Here is a 22,669-nt window from a genome sequence, read left to right on the forward strand (position 1 = left end):
CAATTGTTAGAAAAAACTGCTTATTTACTGGTTTATCACGGAAGCCGTGACCCACGTCCTCAACAGGAAATGGCTTGGTTAGGTGCGGCAGTGCAAGACAAGCTGGCGGCGCGATCGATGCGGGTGAGGCAAAATTCCGAACGCACTGCTGTGTTGACGAAACCCCCAAAACCCCTGGTTTATACGGCAGCGTTGGAGTTAGCTCCTTTGTCTCTCGAAGAGACGATCGCGCAATTAGCGCCGCAATTGGAGGCAGATGGAATTAACCACTTACAAATTATACCGTTGTTTTTGTTACCTGGGGTTCACGTGCGAGAAGATATCCCCGCAGCGGTGGCAAATGCAAAGCTGATGGTAGGGGAAGCGGTGGCGATGACCATTTCCCCATACTTGGGAGAATCGCCTCTTTTAGGGCAAAAACTAGAGGCTTCTTTCTCGGACGATCGCAAACCATCCGCTAAAATAATAATTTCACACGGGAGTCGGCGATCGGGTGGCAATGCCACGATCGAGGCTTTGGGAAAACAATTGGGAGTCAATACGGCTTACTGGTCAGTTTCTCCCACGCTTTCTGAGACAGTCAAAGTTTTGATTGAAAAAGGGGAATCAAACATCGAGATCATTCCCTATTTCCTCTTTCCTGGAGGGATTACTGATGCGATCGCGCAACAAGTCCAATCCTTAGAAAGTGAGTTTCCTACAGTGGAATTTAAGCTCGGAAACCCCTTATCCAGTCGCCTCTCCCTTACTGATCTAATCATTAACGAAATTACTCTATGACCCATCAAAATCCCCTTGGTAAAGTCTATTTAGTTGGCGCTGGCCCCGGTGATCCTGGATTATTCACATTAAAAGGAAAAACCTTACTCGAACACGCTGATGTTGTGGTTTATGATGCTTTAGTAAGTGATGCTATCCTGGCCATGATTAATCCTGAAGCAGAAAAAATCAACGCGGGAAAACGGCGGGGACGACATTCCAGGTTACAAGGGGAAACGACTCAATTACTCGTCGAAAAAGCACAAAACAGCGCGATCGTGGTGCGCTTAAAAGGGGGTGATCCCTTCGTCTTTGGTCGCGGTGGTGAAGAAATGGGAGACCTAGTCGCTGCCAGTGTTCCAGTGGAAGTTGTGCCAGGGATTACCGCAGGAATTGCCGCCCCAGCTTATGCGGGAATCCCTCTGACTCACCGCAATCTCAGTTCTTCAGTTACATTTGTGACGGGACATGAAGCAGTAGGAAAATATCGTCCGCAAGTCAATTGGCGCGCGATCGCGCACGGATCAGAAACTATTGTCATCTATATGGGCGTTCATAACTTAGATCACATTATTCAAGAACTCAAAAGCGCAGGCTTAAGTGGTGAAACCTCGATCGCGCTGGTGAGATGGGGAACTTGTCCCGAACAACAAGAGTTAATTGGCTCTTTGGACACAATCATCGAACAGATGAACCAAGAAAACTTTACAGCGCCTGCAGTAGCAGTAATTGGGGGAGTCGTCAACCTTCATTCTCTCCTCAATCATTGTCGCCCTCTCCTCGTTAATTAGGGCTTGCTGAATAAACCTAAAACCTTTATCCAATCAGCTTTTAAGGCTCTTAATGCTTTGAAAAAATGCAAGGGAGACAAGGGAGACAAGAGAGCGATTTTTCTTCCCCATCTCCCCCATCTTCCCCATCTCCCCCATCACCCCCATCTCCCCCATCTCCCCCATCTTCCCCATCTCCCCCATCTCCCCCATCTCCCCCATCTCCCCCATCTCCCCCATCTCCCCCATCTCCCCCATCTCCCCCATCTCCCCCATCTCCCCCATCTCCCCTTTTGCCTTTTGCATGCAAGCCTCTTGCCTTACTTAACCAACCAATGGACTTTTTCAGCAACCCCTAATTAGAGTTTGCTCTAAACATTAGTTAAATGATATTTGATTTTTTCGAGTCAATTTGAGGATAATAACTAGCAACCAGCGCAACCATTAACCACCATAAAGTCTGAATTTCTGGACGATACCAAACGGTATCTACTAAACCATGGGTTAACATTCCTATGATGGCAGAAATTGCGCCGATGACCCAAAATCCTTCGGGACGATTTAAGTTTCGTAATCTAGTGATTTTCTGCCAACAATGATAACTAATTGTTACTAACAATCCCAAAAATGTGGTGAAACCAACGATTCCCATTTCCACTAGATGTTCTAAATAGATAGAATAAGCACTGAGGGCGGTATAATTGGGACGTTGGTAGAGGGGATAAATGGCATTAAACGCCGAATGTCCAGGACCAATTCCCAGCCAAGGTCGATCGCGAATCATTTCAAAAACCGCAGCCCAAACGGTCATGCGGAAATTATTACTACTATCCTCTCGCCCTGCAAAAATACTCATCACTCGTAATCTTAAAGGTTCAACAAACGTAATCGCAGCTAACAACAAGCCAGCAAAAAAAGTAAACACAAGTGGTAACAACCAAACTCGCCAAAACGGCGGTAAACTCTCACGATACCAATAATAAAGGAGTAAGAAATAAACTGTTAATAACCCGACTAAGGCAATCCAACCGCCACGAGAATCCGTCGCATATAAACAATAAGTATTCACCAATAAAGCAGTTAATGCAACTCCTTTTTGTAACCAAGTACGCCAAACCCAAAGCGCTGAAATAGAAAGACTAATGGCGCTGAGTAAATAGCCAGCGAGGAGATTGGGATTTCCCAGATAACTATAAGCGCGAGTCGCTTCCGCTAACTCTGACTCAGGATCATTCCAAGTGGCGAGTTGTTCCACGCCAAATATTTCTTGACGAATCCCATAGACACTAATCACTAGGGAAACTAAAAGATACAGCGCGATCGTCCAATTGCGAAGAGAAGGCGATCTTAAAACCCGTGCTGAAAGTGCAAACCAGAAGAGATAGAGAGTGAGTTTAACCCAACCGCTTAAGGCTTCTGCTTTCACAGGAGAAAACGCCACAGCAACCGTTGCGATTCCCCAATATAGCAACACTAACAGATGAACGGGTGTTATTCCGATTAAATCTCGATCGGAGAGGGTTAAAAGCATCCAATAGCCAGCCCCAGCAACCAGTAAAACGCCTACCAGCGACGAAGAAACAAACGGGGCTAAACTCAACACTAATCCTATTAAAACCATCCCAATCGGTTCAGCCCACTGTAAGAGATAACTTCCCTCACGCCAAGGGGAAAACAAACCGACCAACCGATAGATAAAACTTCCCCCACGCCAACGGGAGAAGTAAAACTGAGAACTTGTTTTTTCTGAAGTCATAAGTTTTTTGTCAAAGTCACTCACCGAGTTGAAGACCATCATAGAGGTCACTCAACCTGATTTCAACGGGAAGAGATGAGGAAGTGACATCCTCCCTCGACAAATCAAAACAACGACCGCGCTCAGTTACCGATTATGTCGAGGGCTTCCTAGTTACTCCCATTTCTGGGATTCCACCACTTATCTAGACAGAGTGTCCCCTGAGCTTAGTCGAAGGGCGAACTCTATCCCCGACAGCCCGATTGCCTAGGCAGTTTCCTTTCCCACAAGCCCTGCGGTACTAATTTTTTCTATCCCTCGATTTCTTAACACGCTTGCCGCTGCCACATCTCTGTCCGCTTCATAGCTACATTCAGGGCAACTGTGAACTCTAACGCTCAAATCTTTTTTCACATGAACACCACAATTCGGACAAGTTTGACTTGATCCCCTCGCATCAACAACACTGAAATACTTTCTACGTTTCCAACAGACTTGTTGAGTAATGGTTCGGAATTGTCCAAAACCACCATCCAACATTTCTTTTCCAAGCATTCCTTTCGCTGTAATGCGGTAATCTAAATCTTCTAAGAAGATCATGTCACCAGCATCGCACAAAGCGTGAGCTTGTTTATAGTGGAAATCTTTTCGAGTGTTACTAATTTTGTGGTGCATTCTCGCCACCTTGATGCGTTGTTTCTCGTAATTCTTTGACCGCTTTTGTTTTCTAGAAAGTCGGCGTTGCAGTAATCCCAACTTGCTTTGCATTTTCTTAAAAAACTTCGGCGGTTTGACGAGAACCCCATCACTGGTTGCTAAAAATTTCTCTAACCCAATGTCAACTCCTAAAGCGTGACCATGAGGTTGTGGTTCAGGAACATTAACATCTAATTGAATACAAACTGAAACATACCATCGGTCTGCTTTTCTGATGACTCGAACTTGCTTAACTTTGAATCCATCAGGAATTGGACGGTGAACATTGATTCTAACTTTCCCAATTTTTGGTAAGTCAATTTGCCAAATCCCCCCTTCTTTTCCCACCTTACGAAGGGGGGTTAGGGGGGATTCTTTAAACTGCGGAAAAAGAATTGACTTAAATTGTCCAAACTTTTTGAATCTAGGAAAACCATATCCTCTTTCTCGAAAAAAGTCCCATGCTCGATGTAACTGCTTAATGGTTTGTTGTAGAACTTGAGAAGGGACTTCTTTTAATCTAGTCCATTCCTTTTTCGCTTTTGGGAGTTGATTAAGCTGATTTAACTCACTAGGAAATTTAGCATCAGCAGGAATGATATATTCCGAAACTAAACTGCATCGGTCAATGGGACACTTTCTACTATTACACCAATCTTTAATCTCTCGAAGAGCGTAATTGTATGCACTTCGACAAACTTCCATGATCTCAAGAAGTTTTTCTTCTTGAGATTGATCGGGATAGATTCGGTACTGGTAGTTGAAAGTTAGCATTGACTTGATTAGTCGTTTATGCCTTTAATCTAGCTTTTTTACTAAAAAATGTCAATTTGTTAATTATTGATTTAAGGTGTTGGGAGTCTTCTCGTCGCATCCAGATAAAAATACTGTAGGGTTGACCGCGAAGACTGAATCGAAGCAACGCATTGAGAATACTAGCAATCTCATTGTGATTCGGTGTTCCCCCTGTCATCGGAACAATTTCCCCATTAATATATTCATGGCGTGCTTCAGAATGGGTTTCCAATTCCAAATAGGCTTCACGGGAATAAGTCTTGGTTTGTGATTGTGCAATCATTTTTGGAGTTAAAAAATTTTGAGCGTCATTTTTTCTCAGACTCTTTCCACGCGGGATGATTCATTAAAGAAGCAAACTCACGCACTCCTCGTAACTGATTAGACAGAGGAAGATGTCCCACTGGTGCATTTAAATCCCAGATAAACTCATTGGGGTAGCGAGTCCAAAGATTCCCTTTTTTCCAACCGATTTTTGTCCACAGTTTGGGAAAATCTTGTCCGAGAGAAAGCCAGATTTTACGTTGTACAGAAAAACCAAATTTCCCTTGTGAGTAGCAATACCACAATTGATCCATTGTTTTTAAGTCAGTGGAGGGAAAGTTTTCCACTTCGGTAAAATATATCCATTTCCGTTGCATCGCTTGTTCTCCAGCTAACTCACACCGTTTGAGGAGAGTGAGACGATCGGCTTCTTGAAATTTGCGCTGGACTAATGCTTGTTGAATCGGTGAGTAGTCGATATTACGCTCACTTTTGAGGGGAATAATTCCTTCTGGGAAGTTCTCTTGTAAAAATTCTCCGATTTTGGGCGATTTTGCCAAATAAAGCTCAATATAGGCTTCTCCTACCGCAGGAGTCGGGCGATCGCCTTCTTTCTCTAAAAAGCTCATTAATACGTCTAATCCGTCTTCTCCTAAACTCCCTAACTCAGAGATAATGGGGAGTGGTTTCTTTGTGGAAAACAGTTTTTCTTGTAACTCAGTAATCTTATCGGTGGAAGGGGAATTAATGTTATCCATTTCAGCTTTACAAACACGACTAGCCACCACCCATGATAGACCAGTGTTTGAATTGAGGGACAAGGGAGATGGGGGAGATGGGGAAGATGGGGAAGATGGGGGAGATGGGGGTGATGGGGGAGATGGGGAAGATGGGGGAGATGGGGAAGATGGGGGAGATGGGGGAGATGGGGGAGATGGGGAAGAAAAATTGTCTCCCTTGTCTCCCTTGTCTCCCTTGTCTCCCTTGTCTCCCTTGTCTCCCTTGTCTCCCTTGTCTCCCTTGTCTCCCTTGTCTCCCTTGTCTCCCTTGTCTCCCTTGTCCCCCTTGTCTCCCTTGTCTCCCTTGTCTCCCTTGTCTCCCTTATCTCCCTTGTCTCGCTAACGCAAACCGTTCAATTCCAGCCCCATCTTTAATGATTTTGATTTGATGATAATTCCCATTTTCTTCGAGTAGTTGCTGGACAATCTTTCCTTGTCTGGCTTCCATTTCGATTAACCACAGCCCCCCAAAATGAAGAAAAGGCGGGGCAGTATCGATTAAATGACGGATTGCATCTAAACCATCTTTCCCGCCGTCTAATGCTGTTTTCGGCTCATGCTGCATCACTTCTGGCTGTAAGGTGTCTAGGGTAGCGGTGGGAATGTATGGAGGATTAGACACCATGACGCTGATTTTTCCCTCTAGATGTTGTAGCGGAGAAAACCATGATCCTTGATAAAACTGGATGCGGTTGGCTAAATTCAAACTCTGAGCGTTTTCTTTCGCAATGGCTAACGCCTGTAAACTGTGATCTACGGCGTGAATGGTTGCTTGGGGAAGTGCTTTAGCTAAGGAGAGCGCGATCGCGCCGCTTCCTGTTCCCAGATCAATCCAATGTCCTGTTTTTAATCTTTCATCAGCATGATCTAAAATAATTTCTAGGATCATTTCTGTTTCTGGTCGCGGAATCAACACTGCTGGTGAGACTTTCAGGGTAAAATCCCGCCAAGGCGTTTCTCCCACTAAATATTGCACTGGAACTCGCTCTTTTAGACGTTTCTCCCACAGTTGGGTTAATTCTGTCCAAGACACTCGCAAGGAAATCTCAGAAGCCGTTTTATAGGTTTCTAAGCGCAAACTCAGAGGCGTTAAATCAGTTAGACTTTCTAGCAACCAATCCACTTCTTGAGGAGGAATCGAAAATTCGATCGCGCTTTTCCGACTTTTTTCTCGCCAACGTGCCAATTCCGAACCAGAAACCATGATTTTAGCGTTTAATTAGATTGCTGTTGTTGTTGGAGTTGTTGTTCAGAAACCGACTGGAGAAACTGTAATGATTCTTGAGAAGGCACTAAAACCACTTGCTTCAACTGCTCATCATCCTTCTCTTCTAGCGTCTGTAACATACTTTCCAAGGTGACGACATCAATTTGCACCGACTGCGCTTGTTGCGGTTGATCCTGCTTAAATTGATCCACCATCCGTTGTAACTGTTGCTTCTCAAAAAATAGGGGGATAATCTGCTGACCGTCTCGTTCTACCATCAAGTATCCTTCATCCTCGCCCCCACGCGCAATAAATAAGGGAACGCCTGGAAAATTCTGCACCTGTTCACCTTGTGCTTGTAACAGCGACATTGCTGATTCTACTTCATCTTCCATCGGCACATAAGTAAAATCTAACCCCTCAGTTTGACCTTCATTTTCCTGATCCATTTGATAAACTCTTCCTAAAGAAAGAGCGACCACTTGCACTTGTTCCCCTAATTCGGGATTATCTTGTTTGAGACGGCTGATAAATTCTTCAGCATCTTGTTGGCTAATAAAAACCCCTGCTACACGGCTATTATTTTCTCCTGAAGCCACTAATGGCGCACCATTTTCATTGGCAACTGTAAACACAGGAACTTGTTGCAGTTTCTGAATAATTTGTGCTTGGGGTAGGGCTAAACTATCAGAGGTCATCCCTAACCAGACACTCGCCACTGCACCACTTACTAATCCTAAACGAATGCTCCAATTTCTTAAGAATTTCATTATCATTTTACCTAGTTTCTACTGCAATCTTATCTCTCTATTTTGACCAATTTATTGTCCTTTGTGTACTTGGTTTCGTGATACTTTACCAATTGTCACTCAAAGATTTGTTATTAGTCATTAGTCGTCTGTTTTTAGAGGATTTCATTGTTGATTAGTTTGGGTTTCCTGAATAAAACTGAAACCTTTACCCAACGAGGCTTTAAGGCTCTTCACCCCTCAAAAAAGTGCAAGGAAATTGAACGCTCAATAGTGAAAACCCTGCATCACAACTTTGAAATCTTACCGATTAATCAACCCTCTTGCCTAAGGCAACTTGCCTTTTGCCTTACTACACCAAAAACATGAACTTTTTCAGCAAACCCTAGTTTGACACCGCCTGAAGGAACAATTGTAATTCCTCTTCGGATGGGTTTAATGGGCTTTTGTGATGCTAATTTTAAGGAGAGTTGAGAGAAAATTGTGCCAAAAATTAACTTCATTTCATACAGGGAAAACGCCGCCCCAATACAAGCACGACTTCCACCGCCAAAAGGAAAGTATTGATAAGCTGTAAATTGATTGTCTAAAAATCGATCGGGCTGAAAGGTTTTAGAGTTAGCAAAGTTTTCCTCACGGTGATGAGCAAGGTAAATACAAGGAACTAAAATTGAGTCTGGGAGGAATGACGTATGATTGATTGTAATTGTTTCCTGAACCACTCGCGGTTGAGAAATTAAAGCGATGGGATACAGTCTTAAAGTCTCTTTACAAATTGCATCTAAATAGGGTAGCTGAATTAACTCTTGTGGTTGGGGAGTGTTTCCTAATGCTTGAATTTCTGTTGCTAATTTTTCCCGCACTTGAGGAGAGGAATAAACCCAATAAAACATCCAAGCGAGAGAAGATGCTGTCGTTTCGTGACCCAGAAAAAGGAGGGTAATTAATTGGTCTCTTAATTCTTGATCACTCATGGTGTTTCCGTCTTCATCGGTAGCGGAAAGGAGTAAACTTAAAATGTCGGTTTGTTGGGAATTGTCTTGTTGACGACGTTCTTTGATTTCGGCATAAATTAAAGCATCGATCGCGCTTTGTTTTCTGATAAAATGTCCCCAAGGGCTATATTTTCCCAAGTCTATTTGTAAGGAGGGAAAGAAAAATAAACTGGAATATAAGGGATTGGTAATTGCGTCTAATAGATCAGCAATTAATTTCTGTAAATCGTTCGATCGTTTCCCTGGTTTCAAACCAAACACCACTCGTAAAATCACCTTTAAGGTAATCTCAGCCATCAACTTCCGACAGGAAAAAGACTGATTTTTGGAAAGAGTTTTAATGGTTTCCTCTGTCAACTCACAAATCACATCCTGATAGAAGTGCATTCGTTTTCCGTGAAGGGGAGGGATTAATAATTTTCGCTGTCGTCGATGTTCTTCTCCGTCTAACATAATTAAAGATCGATCGCCCGTAAAGGGACGAAAAACATGAGTAATTTTCCCTAACTGAAATTGTCCCGAAGGCGCATTAAAAATGGTTTCCAACGCTTTCGGATCGCCAATAAAATGAACAGACGGAGATTGATTCCCTAAAATTCGTGCTGAAAAAATATCCCCATATTTGTTCTGATATTTATCAAAAAACCGAATGGGGTTGGCAATTAATTCTAACGTTTGGAGGAAAGGAGGAGTCGATAAACTCGGAAGATTTTTTTCCATAAAAACTGAGATTAGATGAAAGTTCGACAGGCTGTCTTTTGACAAATCGAGGGAGTAACGCTTATGCTTTTATAGCACTTTGTCAAATCACTGATCAAGCAATGGGACTCTCTCTTAAATCTTTAAAAAATCAGAAATTAGTTAATATTGGTGTCGCCCCCCATGATGGTATATTTTGCATAGGAATCTCCCCTCATGGTTTAATCTCCATTGGTGCGATTCCTCATGGTTTAATCTCTATTGGTTTAATTCCGATGGGGATTTTTTCAGTGGGTTTAGTTTCAATGGGAATTGTTTCTATTGGTCAAATTACTATGGGGTTAGTTAGCGTGGGACAAAAAAATATGACAATCATTGAATTAAATATTGGGGAAACAGATCAGTCTTCAGAAAACATGGATGGTCATGATCATAATATGTCTCATTAAATAATTTCTCATTTGTTGTGTGTATAAATATCAGTCTTTCCAATGACGAATGTACAGACGTTCCATGGAACGTCTCTAACGACTAATGACTAACGATCATTTTAATTCCTCCTGCTGGTGCAATTGTAACTCCTCTTCGTACAGGTTTAACGGGTTGCTTTTCTGCTAAAGTTAACGGATACTTTTTGAGGATAGTCGCCAGAACAATTTTCATTTCCATTGGCGCAAACGCATCGCCAATACAGCGCCGACTTCCCCCACCAAAAGGCAGAAACTCATAGTTACTAAATTCTCGATTTAAAAATCGATCGGGCTGAAATTGTTTCGAGTGAGGAAAGATGTCTTCTCGGTGATGTAAAAGATAAATACAAGGTGCGAGAATTGTCTCTGGTGGATATTCATAATCACCGATTTTAATAGAATGTTTCGTAATGCGAGGAAAGGTAATCATAGCAACAGGATAGATGCGTAAAGTTTCCTTACAAACCGCATCGAGATAAGGGAGTTGATGGAGTGCTTTAATATCACTAACATCAGAAACCGTTGCTAACTCCGCTAATAATTTTTCTCGCACCTCTGGGGATTTATGTATCCAATAAAACGCCCAAGCTAAAGCTGTCGCTGTGGTTTCATGTCCCGCAAATAAAAGCGTGATTAATTGGTTTTTTAATTCCTCATCCGTCATGGGGTTTCCCGCTTCGTCTCGCGCTGACATTAATAAACTGAGAACATCTGTTCCTGCTGTGTTATTCTCGTTTCGTCGTGCTTCAATTTCAGCTTGTAATAAATCATTGGTCGCTTGCTGACGTTGGAGAAAATTTCGCCAAGGACTGCTAGGAAAATCTTTTTGTAGTGCTGGGAAAAATAGTAAACTCGATCGAAGAACTGAGCCACCTGTTAACTCTAATGTTTTGATGAGACGACTTTTAAGTTGAGTATGACGCTCAGAGTCAGAAATGCCAAAAACCGCTTGCATAATTACTTCTAAAGTAATTTCCTGCATAGATGACCGTATAGAAAACGGCTTTTTCGTCTCCCATTGTTTAGCGACACTTTCGGTTACTTCCGCCATAATTTCCCCATAGCGGCGAATTTTATCCCCATGAAACGACGGAAGAATCAAGCGACGTTGACGAGAATGATCGTTTCCATCTAACAGTAAGATCGAATTTTCTCCGACAATGGGGAGTAAAATATAATTTCCTCTTCCACTGTCAAAATTAGCGCGGTCATGGCTTAAAACTTCTTGTATTGTTTCAGGATGAGACAAGAAAACAAAGGGATGATCTTTGCGAAACTCTAAAGTAAATGGTTCACCATAGATTTGTTTTGACTTTTCTAAAAGACGGAGTGGGTCAAATATCCATTGCATCAATTGTACTAAGTTTGATGTTTTGGGACCGGGAGGAAGCTGTTGTTTAATCGGAGTGGTAGTTATCATCGTTCGGTTTTAATCTTAGATGCGTTTAATTACTTACAATGGATGTTATTTGTTATTTGTTATTTGTTATTTGTTATTCGTTATTTGTTATTCGTTATTTGTTATTTGGCTAGTCATCAAATAGTAAGTAACAAAGAAACCCAATCAAGAATGTACCTCAAGAAGCGTAAAAACTGCTATGCAATGAGACGCGGTTGATTGTCTCTTCATTATTGTTACATATAGCAAGGCTACTCCCCTTATTATTCCCCCAAACTTGGGGGTAAGGGGGCTAAATCAAAACCAATGAATCGATCGCGCCGACGAGAGGATAAAATGACCAAACATGAGTTTAGGAACAGATGATGCGATCGAGCGAAAATAAAATCCAAGTGAATGAACAACTCTCACTTCCCTTCATGGGTTGTGGCACATGGGCATGGGGAAACACATTACTTTGGAACTATGATCAAAGCCAAGATCAAAAACTCCAGCAAGTCTTTAACTTCTGTGTCGATAACGGTGTCACCCTCTTTGATACGGGAGACTCCTATGGAACGGGAAAACTCAAAGGACGCAGCGAACAACTCTTGGGACAGTTTACCCGTGAGTATCAAGGAGAGGAAAAGATAAACATCTGTATCGCGACGAAACTCGCAGCGTATCCCTGGCGTTTAACTCGTCAGTCCATGATTGCCGCTTGTGATGCGTCCGCCGAACGTCTAGGGAAACCTGTTGATCTGGTACAAATGCACTGGCCAACAGCGAACTATGCTCCCTGGCAAGAAAACGCCCTTCTCGATGGACTGGCGACTCTCTACGAACAAGGAAAGGTGAAGGGAGTCGGTTTATCCAACTACGGACCGAAACGTCTGAGAAAGGTTCATCAGCAGTTCGCGGAACGAGGAGTTCCCATTGTCACCCTACAGGTACAGTATTCTTTGTTATCTACGGAAACAGTGGAAAAATTGGGCTTAAAAGCGGTTTGTGAGGAATTAGGGATTCAACTGATTGCCTATAGTCCGTTAACTCTCGGTTTGCTAACGGGAAAGTATGGTAACGGGGTTTTTCCCAAAGGAGTCCGAGGATTACTGTTTCGCTATCTCTTGCCTGGAATTAAACCAGTTTTAGATTGTCTCCGAGAGATAGCAACCGATCGCAATAAAACCTTCTCTCAAGTCGCTCTTAATTGGTGTATCTGTAAGGGAACAATTCCCATTCCAGGGGCGAAAAATCTAACGCAAGCTCAGGAAAATCTGGGAGCGTTGGGATGGCGACTCAGTGAGTCGGAAGTGACGGAGTTGGATCAAGCGGCGAGTCTGGTGACACGAACGATGGTCAAAAATCCGTTTCAGACTACATAGGGTTTGCTGAAACAGTTCATGGGTTGGTGTAGTAAGGCAAAAGGCAAAAGGCAAGAGGCAAGAGGCAAGTTGCCTTAGGCAAGAGGCAAAAGGCAAGAGGCAAAAGGCAAGTTGCCTTAGGCAAGAGGCAAGTTGCCTTAGGCAAGAGGCAAGTTGCCTTAGGCAAGAGGCAAGTTGCCTTAGGCAAGAGGCAAGTTGCCTTAGGCAAAAGGCAAGAGGCAAGAGGCAAGAGGCAAGAGGCAAAAGGCTTGCATACAAGTTGTCCTAGAGTTGATTAATCGGGGTTTTAATTAGAAGGTCTGATGCTAATCCAGTTTTCCATCAATCTCTCTCTATTTGAGGCGCGATCGCATTTTTTCGATTCGGTGTCAAGTTCTCTTAAAGAAAATTAGATTTTGCGGTGAAAAATTGGTGTCAGTTGTGTCTGGAAAAAGTCGGGATTTTTCTGGGTTGGAAACGGAAGCATGAGGGTTACAGTATCAGAAATGAAGCGCCAGACAGAACACCCCCGTCGATTATGATTTTCTGCATCATACCTGAAACGGCGCAATTTCGTCAATATTTTCCTTCGGATTTTTTCCGTTAAGAAAGATTAATCGGGCGTGTTAATTAGAAGGTCTGATGCGACGTAGAAAAACGATTGTTTTAAGTATATGGGTTGTTATTGAAAACACACAAAATATCAAACGGGTATAACAAGCAACAAAAATGATCCGCCGTGAGTCTTTTTTGGCTAATTAGGGCTTGCTGAATAAAACTGAAAGTTTTACCAAATAAGGATTTGAGGCTATTCAGTTCAGATAAAAATGCAAGTTCATTGATTGTTCAATCGTCAAAACCTTGCCTTTTGCCTTTTGCCTCTTGCCTCTTGCCTTACTTAACCAACCAATGGACTTTTTCAGCAACCCCTAATTAATCTGAAAAGTTAGAAAATGTCCTCATTCAATTGCTAATTATAAGGATGATTCTGGGGGCGATCGAGCGATCGTCCCCGACAGAAAAATTAGAACTAATTATCCTTGAAACTGTTCACGAATGGTTTCGATGCGATTGCGATTAACGCCTAAATCGGACTCGCCAAGTCGAGAAGCCGAACGAACATGAATGAGTTTTTCTTGAGGGTCTAAATAAAACTCGACATCATCGACAAAGCCCATGATTTGAGAAGTGTATGTTGCATATAAATAGTTGTTTTCTGCTTCAATAACTTCTGCGTTGTCCGTTGCTTCTAAAATGGTTTGCAGTTTTTTCCATGCTTCTTTTCCAGAAGAGGAATAGGTTAAAGGTTCAATTTGATGGGTAACATCTTTACTCTGACTAGAAACACAATTGGGAGTTTCTGGACAGTCTGCGAGTTGACCATTTTTGACTCCTAAGTTTTTAGGTTGTTCTCCAGAAAAGGAGAAAATACTAGCAACTTGTAAGGAGGTTTCAGCTAGGGTGACAGTGGGATTGATTAGCCAAATACTGCAACCGATTATTAGACTTAAAAACAGAGATGGGATTAATTGAAGTGTCATTGTTTTCCTTGAAGATTCGGATCACTCCCATTCTAGTTGGCAGTACGAAATAGTAACCACCCTCCAATTCCAAATCCTAAAAAGTTGGGAATCCATGCTGCTAGAAATGGAGATAAAATTCCGACCTGTCCGATCGCGCCAGTAATGAATGCGATGAGATAGTATCCGAAAATGATTAAAATACTAATTCCGAAACTTGTTCCTCGTCCCGTTTGTTGAGGTTTTGTTCCTAACGCAGCGCCCACCATTCCAAACACCAGACAAACAAACGGAAAGGAAATTTTTTGTTGGATGCGGACTTTTAATTCTTTCAGTTTTTCCTCGTCACTGGTGGCACGAACTAACTTTAAGTAGTCTAGAGATTGAAGGAGATTCATTTCTCCATAGTCGCGCGATCGTTGCGTTAGATCAAGAGGAGTTCTCGGCAGATTTAAAACTTTATGTTCAAACCGAACCACATTATTATAAGAAGAATCGGGTGCGATGAGGTAACTTGTTCCTTGATAAAAATCCCATTTATTTAGTTTCGGATTCCAAGTCGCTGACTGAGCATTAATAATCTGACTAAGGTTTCCTCTCGTTCGATCGATGACGGTTAAGCCGCGCATTTCTTCCCCATTAAATTCTTCTGCATAGAACAAACGAACTAAAACTTCTCGTTGATTTCCATTCGGTTGTTCCACATCATCGTAATCAGTGTAAAGAATATTTTTCTGGCGAAACGGTGGCTTTTCTCCTTCCAAAGCACGTTCTAAAGTTACTCTTGCTTCATAGCTTGCTTTGGGAACAAATAACTCATTAAAAATGAAAGTCATTCCTGTAATAAAGAGACTTACCACTAATGCTGGAATCACCAAGCGATAAACACTAACTCCCACACTTCGTAACGCAATAATTTCGCTATCACTGGATAAACGACTGTAAGTCATTAGGGTTGCGAGTAGCGTTGACATGGGAAAAGCAAGGACAATAAACTCTGGCATTCTTAATAAGAAAACTCGTAATGCGATTTCGATCGATAATCCAGATTCGGCAACTTCTCGCACTAACTCGAAGACCGTTCCCACTGATAAACCAATCGAAGTAAATGCACCGACACCAAACAAAAAAGGAAGGATTAATTCTCGAATTAAGTAGCGATCTAAAACAGGGATGTTCATTGATTGAGTTGAGTTCATGTTGCGTCCTTTGTCCTTATTAAATCTAATGAGAAAACTACTGTCAGTCGGTTCACTGGGATAACAACCATTTCCAGTTTTTACTATAGGGATGAACTTGTTTTGTCGGCTGATCATTTTGCATCAAGGTTCGACCTTCATTAGCCCATTGAAAAATCGATCCTTCTAAATTCCACACCTGATCGTAACCTAACTGTTGTAACTCCTTCGCGAGTCGAGAAGAACGATATCCCACCGAACAATAAGCAATGATGAGTTGATTCGGATTCAGATGTTTTTTTGCCGTTTCTAAATCAGGAATATGTTCAGCATTGGGAAGATGACTCACTGCATATTCTTCCACTTTTCTCGTGTCGATGAGTTGCAAGTTTTGCTCTTTTTGATCGAGCCAATGAGCTAAAGTTTTTGTGTTAACCTGTTTCACAGTGGGAAATTGACGGCGAATTTTATGTTTCAGCAATAACCACGCCAAACTCCGTAAAGGAGTGATTAAAATTTTTAGCATAAAGCAGATGATTAATTTTTCGGTTTGGGATCAGTTACTCAAAGAATATGTCAATGTTTCGGGAGAAGTTGATTATCAACGTTGGCAAATAGAAGCAAAATCAGACCTCAATCAGTGGTTAAATTCTAACTCTAATTTACAGTTAAAACAATTGATGAACGAAGAAGCATTAACCACACTCATTAATTTATACAATGCTTTAGTTATTGCTGAAGTTTTAGACAAGTATCCTCTCGCGTCTATTCGTCCAATTTTCCTGGGGATTCCCAATTGGCTTTCGTTTTTACGCTTTTTTTCTAAACCTGTTTATCATCTGAATAATAAGGCGGTTAGCCTCAATGATATTGAACATAAAATGTTGCGTCAACAATGGCATGAACCTCGGATTCATTTTGCTTTGGTTTGTGCTGCGAGAGGATGTCCTCTCTTACGCAATGAAGCCTATCAATCCAGTGGCATTGATGAACAATTAGAAGCCGATGCGATTCGTTTTATGAATAATTTAGATAAGGTGAAGTATTTTCCTGAATCGAATCTTTTACAGTGTAGTCAAATTTTTAAGTGGTATCGAGAAGATTTTCTTCAGGTGGCTTCTTCTCTTCCTCATTATATTAATCAGCATCGATCGAGCAAAATATCTACATCGGTTTCTATTCAATATCTCTCTTATGATTGGCGTTTGAATGAACCAATAATCAATTAGTGCCTCCTGAAAAAGTCTATTGGTTAGTTTAGTAAGGCAAGAGGCAAGAGGCAAAAGGCAAGAGGCAAGAGGCAAGGTGCGTGACGATTGAACAATCAATGAACTTGCATTTTTACTCATCTCTTAATCGCCTCAAATCCTGATTTGGTAAAACTTTTAGCTTCCCAACAGCAAACCCCAATTAAATCTTTCACTGTTACTAATTAAGTTTGAGAACTACTGGTAACTGGTCACTGATAAGTGTTGGGTTACTTTTCTCTCCACCCAACCTACTTTCTACTTTCTGTTTGTGTTGGGTTTCGTTACCTCCACCCAGCCTACTGACGGATGTCTTCATAAAATTGTTTTAACCAATGAGGAGAAACACCGATTCCCCACAAAATACCAATCATTAAATAGATCAAGTTAGCTTTCCACACTCCCCATTTTTCTACTCTTCGATCGCTCGATCGAACAATGCGATTAACCTGAATAATCCGACCATAACGACACAAACGCAAACATAAATCAGCTTCTTCCATAATGGGAAGCGTCGCATCAAAACCACCACAATCTAGAAAATCTTGACGACGACAAAACATCACTTGATCGCCAAATAATATCCGTAACCCTTTCCGAAAAAATAGATGAGGACGAAACAGAAACGGTGCATAATAAGTCTTAAGAAAGTTATGTAAAGAAATTCCCCAACGAGTGCGTGATTCTCCATTCATAATGGAGATAAAACCACCACAAGCAATGGTGGGGTTAAATAAAGTTTTGCTGATAATCTCCACTAAATCATGGGGAACATAAGTGTCAGCATGAAGGAAACATAAATAATCTCCTGTGGCAATTTTGACTCCTTCATTCATTTGATAAGCACGTCCAGAAGTTGTATTTACGAATCGAATCAGAGGAAGTTGCGGAGAAGTCGCAATCAGGTTTTTAATGATAACCAGTGTTTCATCTTTGCTTCCTCCATCAACAATAATGATTTCTTCGATCGATGGGGATAAAATAGTTAGATAGCTGAGAGTAGTTTGAATACAACTTGCTTCGTTAAGAGTGGGAATTATAATCGAAACACTAGCCATTTTATGAATTATATTTCAGAAGTAATACAGAATCATAACAAAGAATCATAACCCTAGCGAGAGTTGGCTAATTTGGTGTTTATCCTCTTGCTTTTCCTGAGTTTTCTGTAAGTGATTAAAGTTAGATTCCACTAATCTCTCTTTTGCCATTTTCACATATTGAGGATTGATTTCTGATGCTAGGAAATTACGCCCTAATCGTTGACAAACAACAGGAATTGTGCCACTTCCACAAAATGGATCAAAGACAAGACTACTGGGTTGAGAACTCGCCTTAATCAATCGTTCGATTAACTTTTCTGGCTTTTGAATTGTGTTCAACATTTCTCGACTGACTAACTCTTTCGACTTATAAGTCAACTGTTTGATATCTCCCCAAACATCTCCAGGATTTTTTCCTTTCTCATTAAATTTAGTTTTTCCATAGCTTCCATTTTTCACAGAGGGAACATTCTCGCAGCGTTTGCGATGTTCTAATTCCACTAATTGCGGGATTCTAATTTCATCCAGATTAAAACCTTGAGGCGTTCCTTTAGAAAAGTAACAAATCAGGTCATAATTATTAGTATAAGATTTCCGTCCTTGGGCTAAACGACTGGGTTGATACCAAACGATTTTAGAGTTAAGCCTAAGATAGGGTCGATAGTCAATAAAATCAATACAAGTTGGTTTTCCAAATAGATATAAAACCCCACCCAACTTTAAAATACGACTAAAAGATTGAATCAGTTTTAAGTTAAATTCTTGAAGATTGGACACTTGATCCCACTCATGTTGGGTTTCGTGATAAGGACCATCACAAATAATTAAATCGACGCTGTTATCGGGTAGAGATGAGATAATTTCTAAAGCATCTCCATTAATAATTGTGTTCAGATAATCATCAAGATTGAGCATTGTTTTCTGGATAAACAGACAAAAAAATCAGGTGAGTTATTACCCACCCGACCAATCAAATTTTAACTAATTCGCTGCTTAGACAGGATTACGCATGGTGACAAATTCTTCGGCAACAGAAGGATGAATCGCAACTGTAGCATCAAAATCAGCTTTGGTCGCGCCCATCTTAATGGGAATCGCAATTCCCTGCATGATTTCTCCTGCTGCTTCTCCTACCATGTGGGCGCCGACAACAACTTCTCTGCTTTTCTCTACCACTAATTTCAACATCACTTTTTCTTTCCGTCGAGTGAGGCTAAAATAGGTTGAGCCAAATCGCGCACGATAGATTTTAATGGCTTCTTCCCCATATTTCTCTCTGGCTTCGGCTTCGGTTAAACCTACAGTCGCTGCTTCGGGACTGGTAAAGACAGCAGAAGGAACATTCTCGTGACTCATGATTCGATCGTGTCCCCCGAACTCGGTATCTGCGAAAGCACGTCCTTCTTGAATCGCTACAGGAGTGAGATTAATTCGATCGGTACAGTCTCCCACAGCGAAGATATTGGGAACAGTGGTACAGCTATAATTATTTACTGCGATCGCGCCGTTTTTCACTGCCACATCCGTATTCTCTAATCCTAACTTTTCTAAGCGAGGAATGCGTCCCGTTGCGGCTAACACCACATCTGCCATAATCGTCTCTTGATGGTCGCCTTTTGTCACCAATTTGAATCCCTCTTTAGTTTTCTCAATGGATTCAACCTCAGTATTGGCTAAAAGATTTAAACCCTGATCAATGAGCGTATTTTGGAGATGTTCTTGTAAATCGTGATCAAACCCGCGTAAAATATGGGAACGGCGGATGATTTGGGTAACTTGTGACCCCATGGCGTTGAGAATACAAGCAAATTCTACCCCGATATATCCTCCTCCTAAGACAACCAACCGTTTCGGTTGCTTAGGAAGGGTAAACATATCATCAGAGACGATCGCGTGTTCGATGCCAGGGATATCTGCTTTTTCTGGCACTCCTCCCACTGCGATCAGGATTTTATCGGCGGTAATGGTTTCTTCTCCAATTTGTAGCGTATGAGCATCCACAAACTTCGCATAACCGCGATATAGGCTAACATTTCCCTTATCTAACATTTTCAGATAAACGCCATTGAGTCGATCGACCTCTCCATTGACCACAGTGGTCATTTTTTTCCAATCGAGAGTGGCTTCTCCCACCGACCAACCGTAATCTTTGGCATCCTCTAACCAATGAGGAAAATGAGACGCATACACCATCAATTTTTTCGGGATACAACCGCGATTGACGCAAGTTCCTCCCAAGCGATCGAATTCTGCTAAACCCACCTTTGCGCCATATTCCGTTGCGCGTCGGGCAGCCGCAATGCCACCTGATCCGCCGCCAATCACAAATAAATCGTAATCGTAACTCATTATAAACTCCTATATTGTTTCTTTGAGACGTTCCATGGAACGTCTCTACATTTATTGATCTTCCCGTTTTGCCAATTCGGAAGGAGGTCGATCGTTACTCCAACTCCACCACGCCTCTCCACACTCACACTGATAGAACTCTTGCCATTTTCGTTCGTAATTCTCCCCAATTACTGGCGCACGACGATTTAACCAAACTCGTTTGGCTTTTTTCGCCTCATTTCCACAACGGGGACAATGAAAGTCAAGGGAGTGAACAGCATTTTCTATCCATTGGGGTGGAGTGGGGCTAAAGGCTTCCATAACGGTTATTCAGAGACGTTGGTTAACAACAATTTTCGTCGCAACTGATCCAAAGCATGACACTCGCTCACATGGCGAATGGTATCTCGTAAGCGTTGCTCACCTAGGCGTAATTCTACCTGATCTGTTTCTTGATCGGGGGTAGCAATCCCAAGATAAACTAAACCGACGGGTTTTTCTGCTGTACCACCACCCGGTCCGGCGATTCCAGTAATACTTAATCCCCAATCGCTATGAAGCTGTTTTTTAACGCCTAATGCCATTTGTTGCGCGACTGTACCACTCACCGCGCCTTCTTGGTTGAGAGATTCCGCTTTTACTCCTAAAAGTTTCTGTTTGATTTCGTTGGAGTACGCAACAATCCCACCCAGAAAATAACCCGAACTTCCCGAAACAGAAGTTAATCTCGCACCGAGTCCCCCCCCAGTACAAGATTCGGCAACAGCAACGGTTTGTTTCGCTTCTAACAGCAGTTTTCCGACGACGCTGGCTAAGGTATCCTCATCCGCGCCAAAGTAGTCTAATTGGGCAATTTCTTGGATTTGCTGGTGAATCGGATTAATGAGGGCGATCGCGCTTTCTTGTGATTTGCCACGAGCGGAAATCCGTAACCGCACCTCTCCTTTCGACGCATAGGGGGCGACTGTGGGATTTTCCATCTCTAAATACCCACTCACCTTTTCCGCTAAATTCGACTCTCCAATGCCCCAAAACCGCAGCGTACGACTTAAAATGACATTATCTCCCCAACCTTGTTGTTTCAGAAAAGGAACAGCAGTTTCTTCCCACATTCGGTGCATTTCTGAAGGCACTCCTGGAAAGGTCATAATCGTTAAATTGGGGCGAGGTTGCCAAATCATCCCCGCCGCACTCCCCATGGGATTCGGGATAATCTGTGCGCCTACGGGCATTAACGCCTGTTTGCGGTTACTCGGAGACATTTTCCGTCCTCGTTTGGCGAATTTCTCCTCAATATCAGCGATTAATTCCGATCGTTCTTCAAGAGGGGTTTCAAAAAAATTCGCGATCGTTTCTGTGGTGAGATCATCAGGAGTCGGTCCTAATCCCCCAGTAAAAAGGAGAATCTGGGAACGCTCACCAGCGATTTTTAACACTTGTTTAATGCGATCGGGATTATCTCCGACGACCGTTTGGAAATAATGAGGAATCCCTAAATCCGCCAATTGTCGCCCTAAATACTGAGTATTACTGTTTAGAATATCCCCTAACAGTAATTCCGTTCCCACACAAATAATTTCCGCACTCATAGTTCGTTTTCTTTTCGGTTACGGCTTCGTTGGAGTTGCCAGGTCATGGCTAACAGGAGGATTGTCGCTGGCGTAAAATACATCCAAGGCTGTTCGATCCCAGATATAACCAACGCGATCGTTCCCGTCCATAGGGTCAAACTATAGATAAACAACGCGGTCATGGTTTGGGACATCCCTTTTGCCAAAATGCGGTGATGGAGATGAATTTGATCTGCGAAGAATGGAGATTGTCCTTTACGCAAGCGAGCATTAATCACAATTAGCATATCACCAATGGGAACGCCTAACAGTAGAAAAGGAGCGATCGTTTCCCCGAAACTGGGTTCGTTGGCAATTCCGATTAAACTACAACCAGCAAGCATAAAGCCGAGGAAATTTGAGCCGCCATCTCCCATAAAAATCGTTGCTGGATGGAAATTGTACCATAAAAACCCGATCGCGCTTCCCGCGACAATCACCATGAGTAACGCCATCCCATTATTGCCATTTTCCAACGTAATAAACGTAATTCCCAGCGCAATTATTGCAGTGACACCAGCGGCTAAACCATCCACCCCATCAAACCAATTTACCGCATTGGCGACTCCTGCTAACCAAAGAAACGTAATGATAAAACTGCCCATATTAATCCATAAGGAATTTTCCCAGGGCAAAAATCCCAAATCTATCTGTAATCCTTGCCACCACAATCCTCCTGTGGTGATCAACTGTAATCCCAAACGCCAAAAGGGAGATAAATCCCAAAGATCATCAGCTAACCCTAACAAAAAAAAGGCGCACCCACCGAGAGTAACGCCTATAATTTCTCTAGTTTGTTCGGGATTGAATAAATTAAACCCTTCACCGAAATAAAAGACAACAAGGGTCAAAATTGACGCGATAAAAATTCCTACTCCCCCAATGCGAACAATGGGGGTTCTATGAATTTTCCGCGCATCGGGGTTATCCACTTGCTTGGTTGCGATGCCAATTTTTTTGACAACTGGAATCATCACAACCACAAAAGCAGTCCCAAACAGAAAGGAAAGAAGATAGTACCACTCAGCAGGCATTTGTTTTTTTTTACCGATGATAGGTCTATAATGACACTGCTGAGGGGGA

Annotated in this window: 25 protein-coding genes; 6 read left to right on the forward strand and 19 right to left on the reverse strand. The window is 42.2% G+C overall.

Annotation, left to right across the window (positions count from 1 at the left end):
• Positions 1 to 3 precede the first annotated feature (3 nt).
• On the forward strand, positions 4 to 780 hold the full coding sequence (locus DACSA_RS14435; protein WP_015230464.1) for a sirohydrochlorin chelatase: 777 nt from the start codon (positions 4 to 6) through the stop codon (positions 778 to 780).
• Complete coding sequence (gene cobA, locus DACSA_RS14440; protein ID WP_015230465.1) at positions 777 to 1,550, forward strand: uroporphyrinogen-III C-methyltransferase; 774 nt, start codon at positions 777 to 779, stop codon at positions 1,548 to 1,550. Before DACSA_RS14435 ends, cobA begins: the two co-directional genes overlap by 4 nt.
• A gap of 33 nt (positions 1,551 to 1,583) precedes the next feature.
• On the opposite strand, the gene DACSA_RS20940 is transcribed toward cobA, so the two are convergent.
• From DACSA_RS20940 to DACSA_RS14465, 5 genes are all read right to left on the reverse strand, one after another.
• On the reverse strand, positions 1,584 to 1,835 hold the full coding sequence (locus tag DACSA_RS20940; RefSeq protein WP_156800812.1) for a hypothetical protein: 252 nt from the start codon (positions 1,833 to 1,835) through the stop codon (positions 1,584 to 1,586).
• Between the two features lie 76 nt (positions 1,836 to 1,911).
• Positions 1,912 to 3,285, reverse strand: a complete 1,374-nt coding sequence (locus tag DACSA_RS14450) for an IctB family putative bicarbonate transporter (RefSeq protein ID WP_041235914.1) — start codon at positions 3,283 to 3,285, stop codon at positions 1,912 to 1,914.
• 246 nt (positions 3,286 to 3,531) lie between these two features.
• Complete coding sequence (locus tag DACSA_RS14455; RefSeq protein ID WP_015230468.1) at positions 3,532 to 4,734, reverse strand: RNA-guided endonuclease InsQ/TnpB family protein; 1,203 nt, start codon at positions 4,732 to 4,734, stop codon at positions 3,532 to 3,534.
• 16 nt (positions 4,735 to 4,750) lie between these two features.
• On the reverse strand, positions 4,751 to 5,038 hold the full coding sequence (locus tag DACSA_RS14460) for a Uma2 family endonuclease (RefSeq protein WP_015230469.1): 288 nt from the start codon (positions 5,036 to 5,038) through the stop codon (positions 4,751 to 4,753).
• 25 nt (positions 5,039 to 5,063) lie between these two features.
• The gene (locus DACSA_RS14465) at positions 5,064 to 5,777 is read right to left on the reverse strand and encodes a GUN4 domain-containing protein (RefSeq protein WP_041235514.1); all 714 of its coding nucleotides are present in this window, start codon (positions 5,775 to 5,777) and stop codon (positions 5,064 to 5,066) included.
• On the opposite strand from DACSA_RS14465, the gene DACSA_RS22280 reads away from it, so the two are divergent.
• Positions 5,767 to 6,141 carry a hypothetical protein gene (locus DACSA_RS22280; protein WP_041235515.1) on the forward strand — a complete coding sequence of 125 codons (375 nt, stop codon included), beginning with the start codon at positions 5,767 to 5,769 and terminating at the stop codon, positions 6,139 to 6,141. The genes DACSA_RS14465 and DACSA_RS22280 overlap by 11 nt on opposite strands.
• Here the strand turns inward: DACSA_RS22280 and prmC are convergent.
• The 3 genes from prmC to DACSA_RS14485 all read right to left on the reverse strand — a co-directional run bounded on the left by prmC (position 6,121) and on the right by DACSA_RS14485 (position 9,469).
• Positions 6,121 to 7,002 (reverse strand): peptide chain release factor N(5)-glutamine methyltransferase, encoded by an 882-nt coding sequence (gene prmC / locus DACSA_RS14475; protein WP_015230472.1) that lies wholly within the window; start codon positions 7,000 to 7,002, stop codon positions 6,121 to 6,123. The genes DACSA_RS22280 and prmC overlap by 21 nt on opposite strands.
• A gap of 11 nt (positions 7,003 to 7,013) precedes the next feature.
• Entirely contained in the window at positions 7,014 to 7,775 is a 762-nt protein-coding gene (locus DACSA_RS14480; RefSeq protein WP_015230473.1) for a Tic22 family protein, read from the reverse strand.
• A 293-nt stretch (positions 7,776 to 8,068) separates the two neighbouring features.
• A complete protein-coding gene (locus tag DACSA_RS14485; RefSeq protein WP_015230474.1) occupies positions 8,069 to 9,469 on the reverse strand; it encodes a cytochrome P450 in 1,401 nt (466 codons plus the stop codon).
• Between the two features lie 38 nt (positions 9,470 to 9,507).
• Here DACSA_RS14485 and DACSA_RS14490 point away from each other — a divergent pair, with 38 nt between their 5' ends.
• Positions 9,508 to 9,897, forward strand: a complete 390-nt coding sequence (locus DACSA_RS14490) for a GLTT repeat protein (RefSeq protein ID WP_015230475.1) — start codon at positions 9,508 to 9,510, stop codon at positions 9,895 to 9,897.
• Between the two features lie 82 nt (positions 9,898 to 9,979).
• Here the strand turns inward: DACSA_RS14490 and DACSA_RS14495 are convergent, their stop codons facing one another.
• Positions 9,980 to 11,338: a cytochrome P450 gene (locus tag DACSA_RS14495; RefSeq protein ID WP_015230476.1), complete on the reverse strand. Its 1,359-nt coding sequence runs from the start codon at positions 11,336 to 11,338 to the stop codon at positions 9,980 to 9,982.
• A 344-nt stretch (positions 11,339 to 11,682) separates the two neighbouring features.
• Between DACSA_RS14495 and DACSA_RS14500 the strand changes: the two genes are divergently transcribed.
• Positions 11,683 to 12,681 (forward strand): aldo/keto reductase, encoded by a 999-nt coding sequence (locus DACSA_RS14500; RefSeq protein ID WP_015230477.1) that lies wholly within the window; start codon positions 11,683 to 11,685, stop codon positions 12,679 to 12,681.
• Between the two features lie 388 nt (positions 12,682 to 13,069).
• Here DACSA_RS14500 and DACSA_RS20950 read toward each other — a convergent pair whose 3' ends face one another.
• From DACSA_RS20950 to DACSA_RS14515, 4 genes are all read right to left on the reverse strand, one after another.
• Positions 13,070 to 13,240 (reverse strand): hypothetical protein, encoded by a 171-nt coding sequence (locus DACSA_RS20950; protein ID WP_156800813.1) that lies wholly within the window; start codon positions 13,238 to 13,240, stop codon positions 13,070 to 13,072.
• Between the two features lie 454 nt (positions 13,241 to 13,694).
• Positions 13,695 to 14,201, reverse strand: a complete 507-nt coding sequence (locus tag DACSA_RS14505; protein ID WP_015230478.1) for a DUF1499 domain-containing protein — start codon at positions 14,199 to 14,201, stop codon at positions 13,695 to 13,697.
• Positions 14,202 to 14,233: 32 nt separating this feature from the next.
• Complete coding sequence (locus tag DACSA_RS14510) at positions 14,234 to 15,379, reverse strand: LptF/LptG family permease (protein ID WP_015230479.1); 1,146 nt, start codon at positions 15,377 to 15,379, stop codon at positions 14,234 to 14,236.
• 52 nt (positions 15,380 to 15,431) lie between these two features.
• Complete coding sequence (locus tag DACSA_RS14515) at positions 15,432 to 15,884, reverse strand: rhodanese-like domain-containing protein (RefSeq protein ID WP_015230480.1); 453 nt, start codon at positions 15,882 to 15,884, stop codon at positions 15,432 to 15,434.
• Between the two features lie 7 nt (positions 15,885 to 15,891).
• On the opposite strand from DACSA_RS14515, the gene DACSA_RS14520 reads away from it, so the two are divergent.
• Positions 15,892 to 16,587: a DUF547 domain-containing protein gene (locus DACSA_RS14520; RefSeq protein WP_015230481.1), complete on the forward strand. Its 696-nt coding sequence runs from the start codon at positions 15,892 to 15,894 to the stop codon at positions 16,585 to 16,587.
• A gap of 317 nt (positions 16,588 to 16,904) precedes the next feature.
• Here the strand turns inward: DACSA_RS14520 and DACSA_RS14525 are convergent, their stop codons facing one another.
• The 6 genes from DACSA_RS14525 to DACSA_RS14550 all read right to left on the reverse strand — a co-directional run bounded on the left by DACSA_RS14525 (position 16,905) and on the right by DACSA_RS14550 (position 22,620).
• Positions 16,905 to 17,663, reverse strand: a complete 759-nt coding sequence (locus tag DACSA_RS14525; protein WP_015230482.1) for a TIGR04283 family arsenosugar biosynthesis glycosyltransferase — start codon at positions 17,661 to 17,663, stop codon at positions 16,905 to 16,907.
• A gap of 45 nt (positions 17,664 to 17,708) precedes the next feature.
• Positions 17,709 to 18,560 (reverse strand): DNA-methyltransferase, encoded by an 852-nt coding sequence (locus DACSA_RS14530; RefSeq protein ID WP_015230483.1) that lies wholly within the window; start codon positions 18,558 to 18,560, stop codon positions 17,709 to 17,711.
• 78 nt (positions 18,561 to 18,638) lie between these two features.
• Positions 18,639 to 19,994 carry a glutathione-disulfide reductase gene (gene gorA, locus DACSA_RS14535; RefSeq protein ID WP_015230484.1) on the reverse strand — a complete coding sequence of 452 codons (1,356 nt, stop codon included), beginning with the start codon at positions 19,992 to 19,994 and terminating at the stop codon, positions 18,639 to 18,641.
• A gap of 51 nt (positions 19,995 to 20,045) precedes the next feature.
• Positions 20,046 to 20,297 (reverse strand): hypothetical protein, encoded by a 252-nt coding sequence (locus DACSA_RS14540; RefSeq protein ID WP_015230485.1) that lies wholly within the window; start codon positions 20,295 to 20,297, stop codon positions 20,046 to 20,048.
• A gap of 5 nt (positions 20,298 to 20,302) precedes the next feature.
• Entirely contained in the window at positions 20,303 to 21,565 is a 1,263-nt protein-coding gene (locus DACSA_RS14545) for a competence/damage-inducible protein A (RefSeq protein WP_015230486.1), read from the reverse strand.
• On the reverse strand, positions 21,562 to 22,620 hold the full coding sequence (locus DACSA_RS14550) for a glycosyltransferase family 4 protein (protein WP_015230487.1): 1,059 nt from the start codon (positions 22,618 to 22,620) through the stop codon (positions 21,562 to 21,564). Before DACSA_RS14550 ends, DACSA_RS14545 begins: the two co-directional genes overlap by 4 nt.
• Positions 22,621 to 22,669 lie beyond the last annotated feature (49 nt).

Origin of the sequence: Dactylococcopsis salina PCC 8305 (assembly GCF_000317615.1) — a bacterium.
GTDB lineage: Bacteria > Cyanobacteriota > Cyanobacteriia > Cyanobacteriales > Rubidibacteraceae > Halothece > Halothece salina.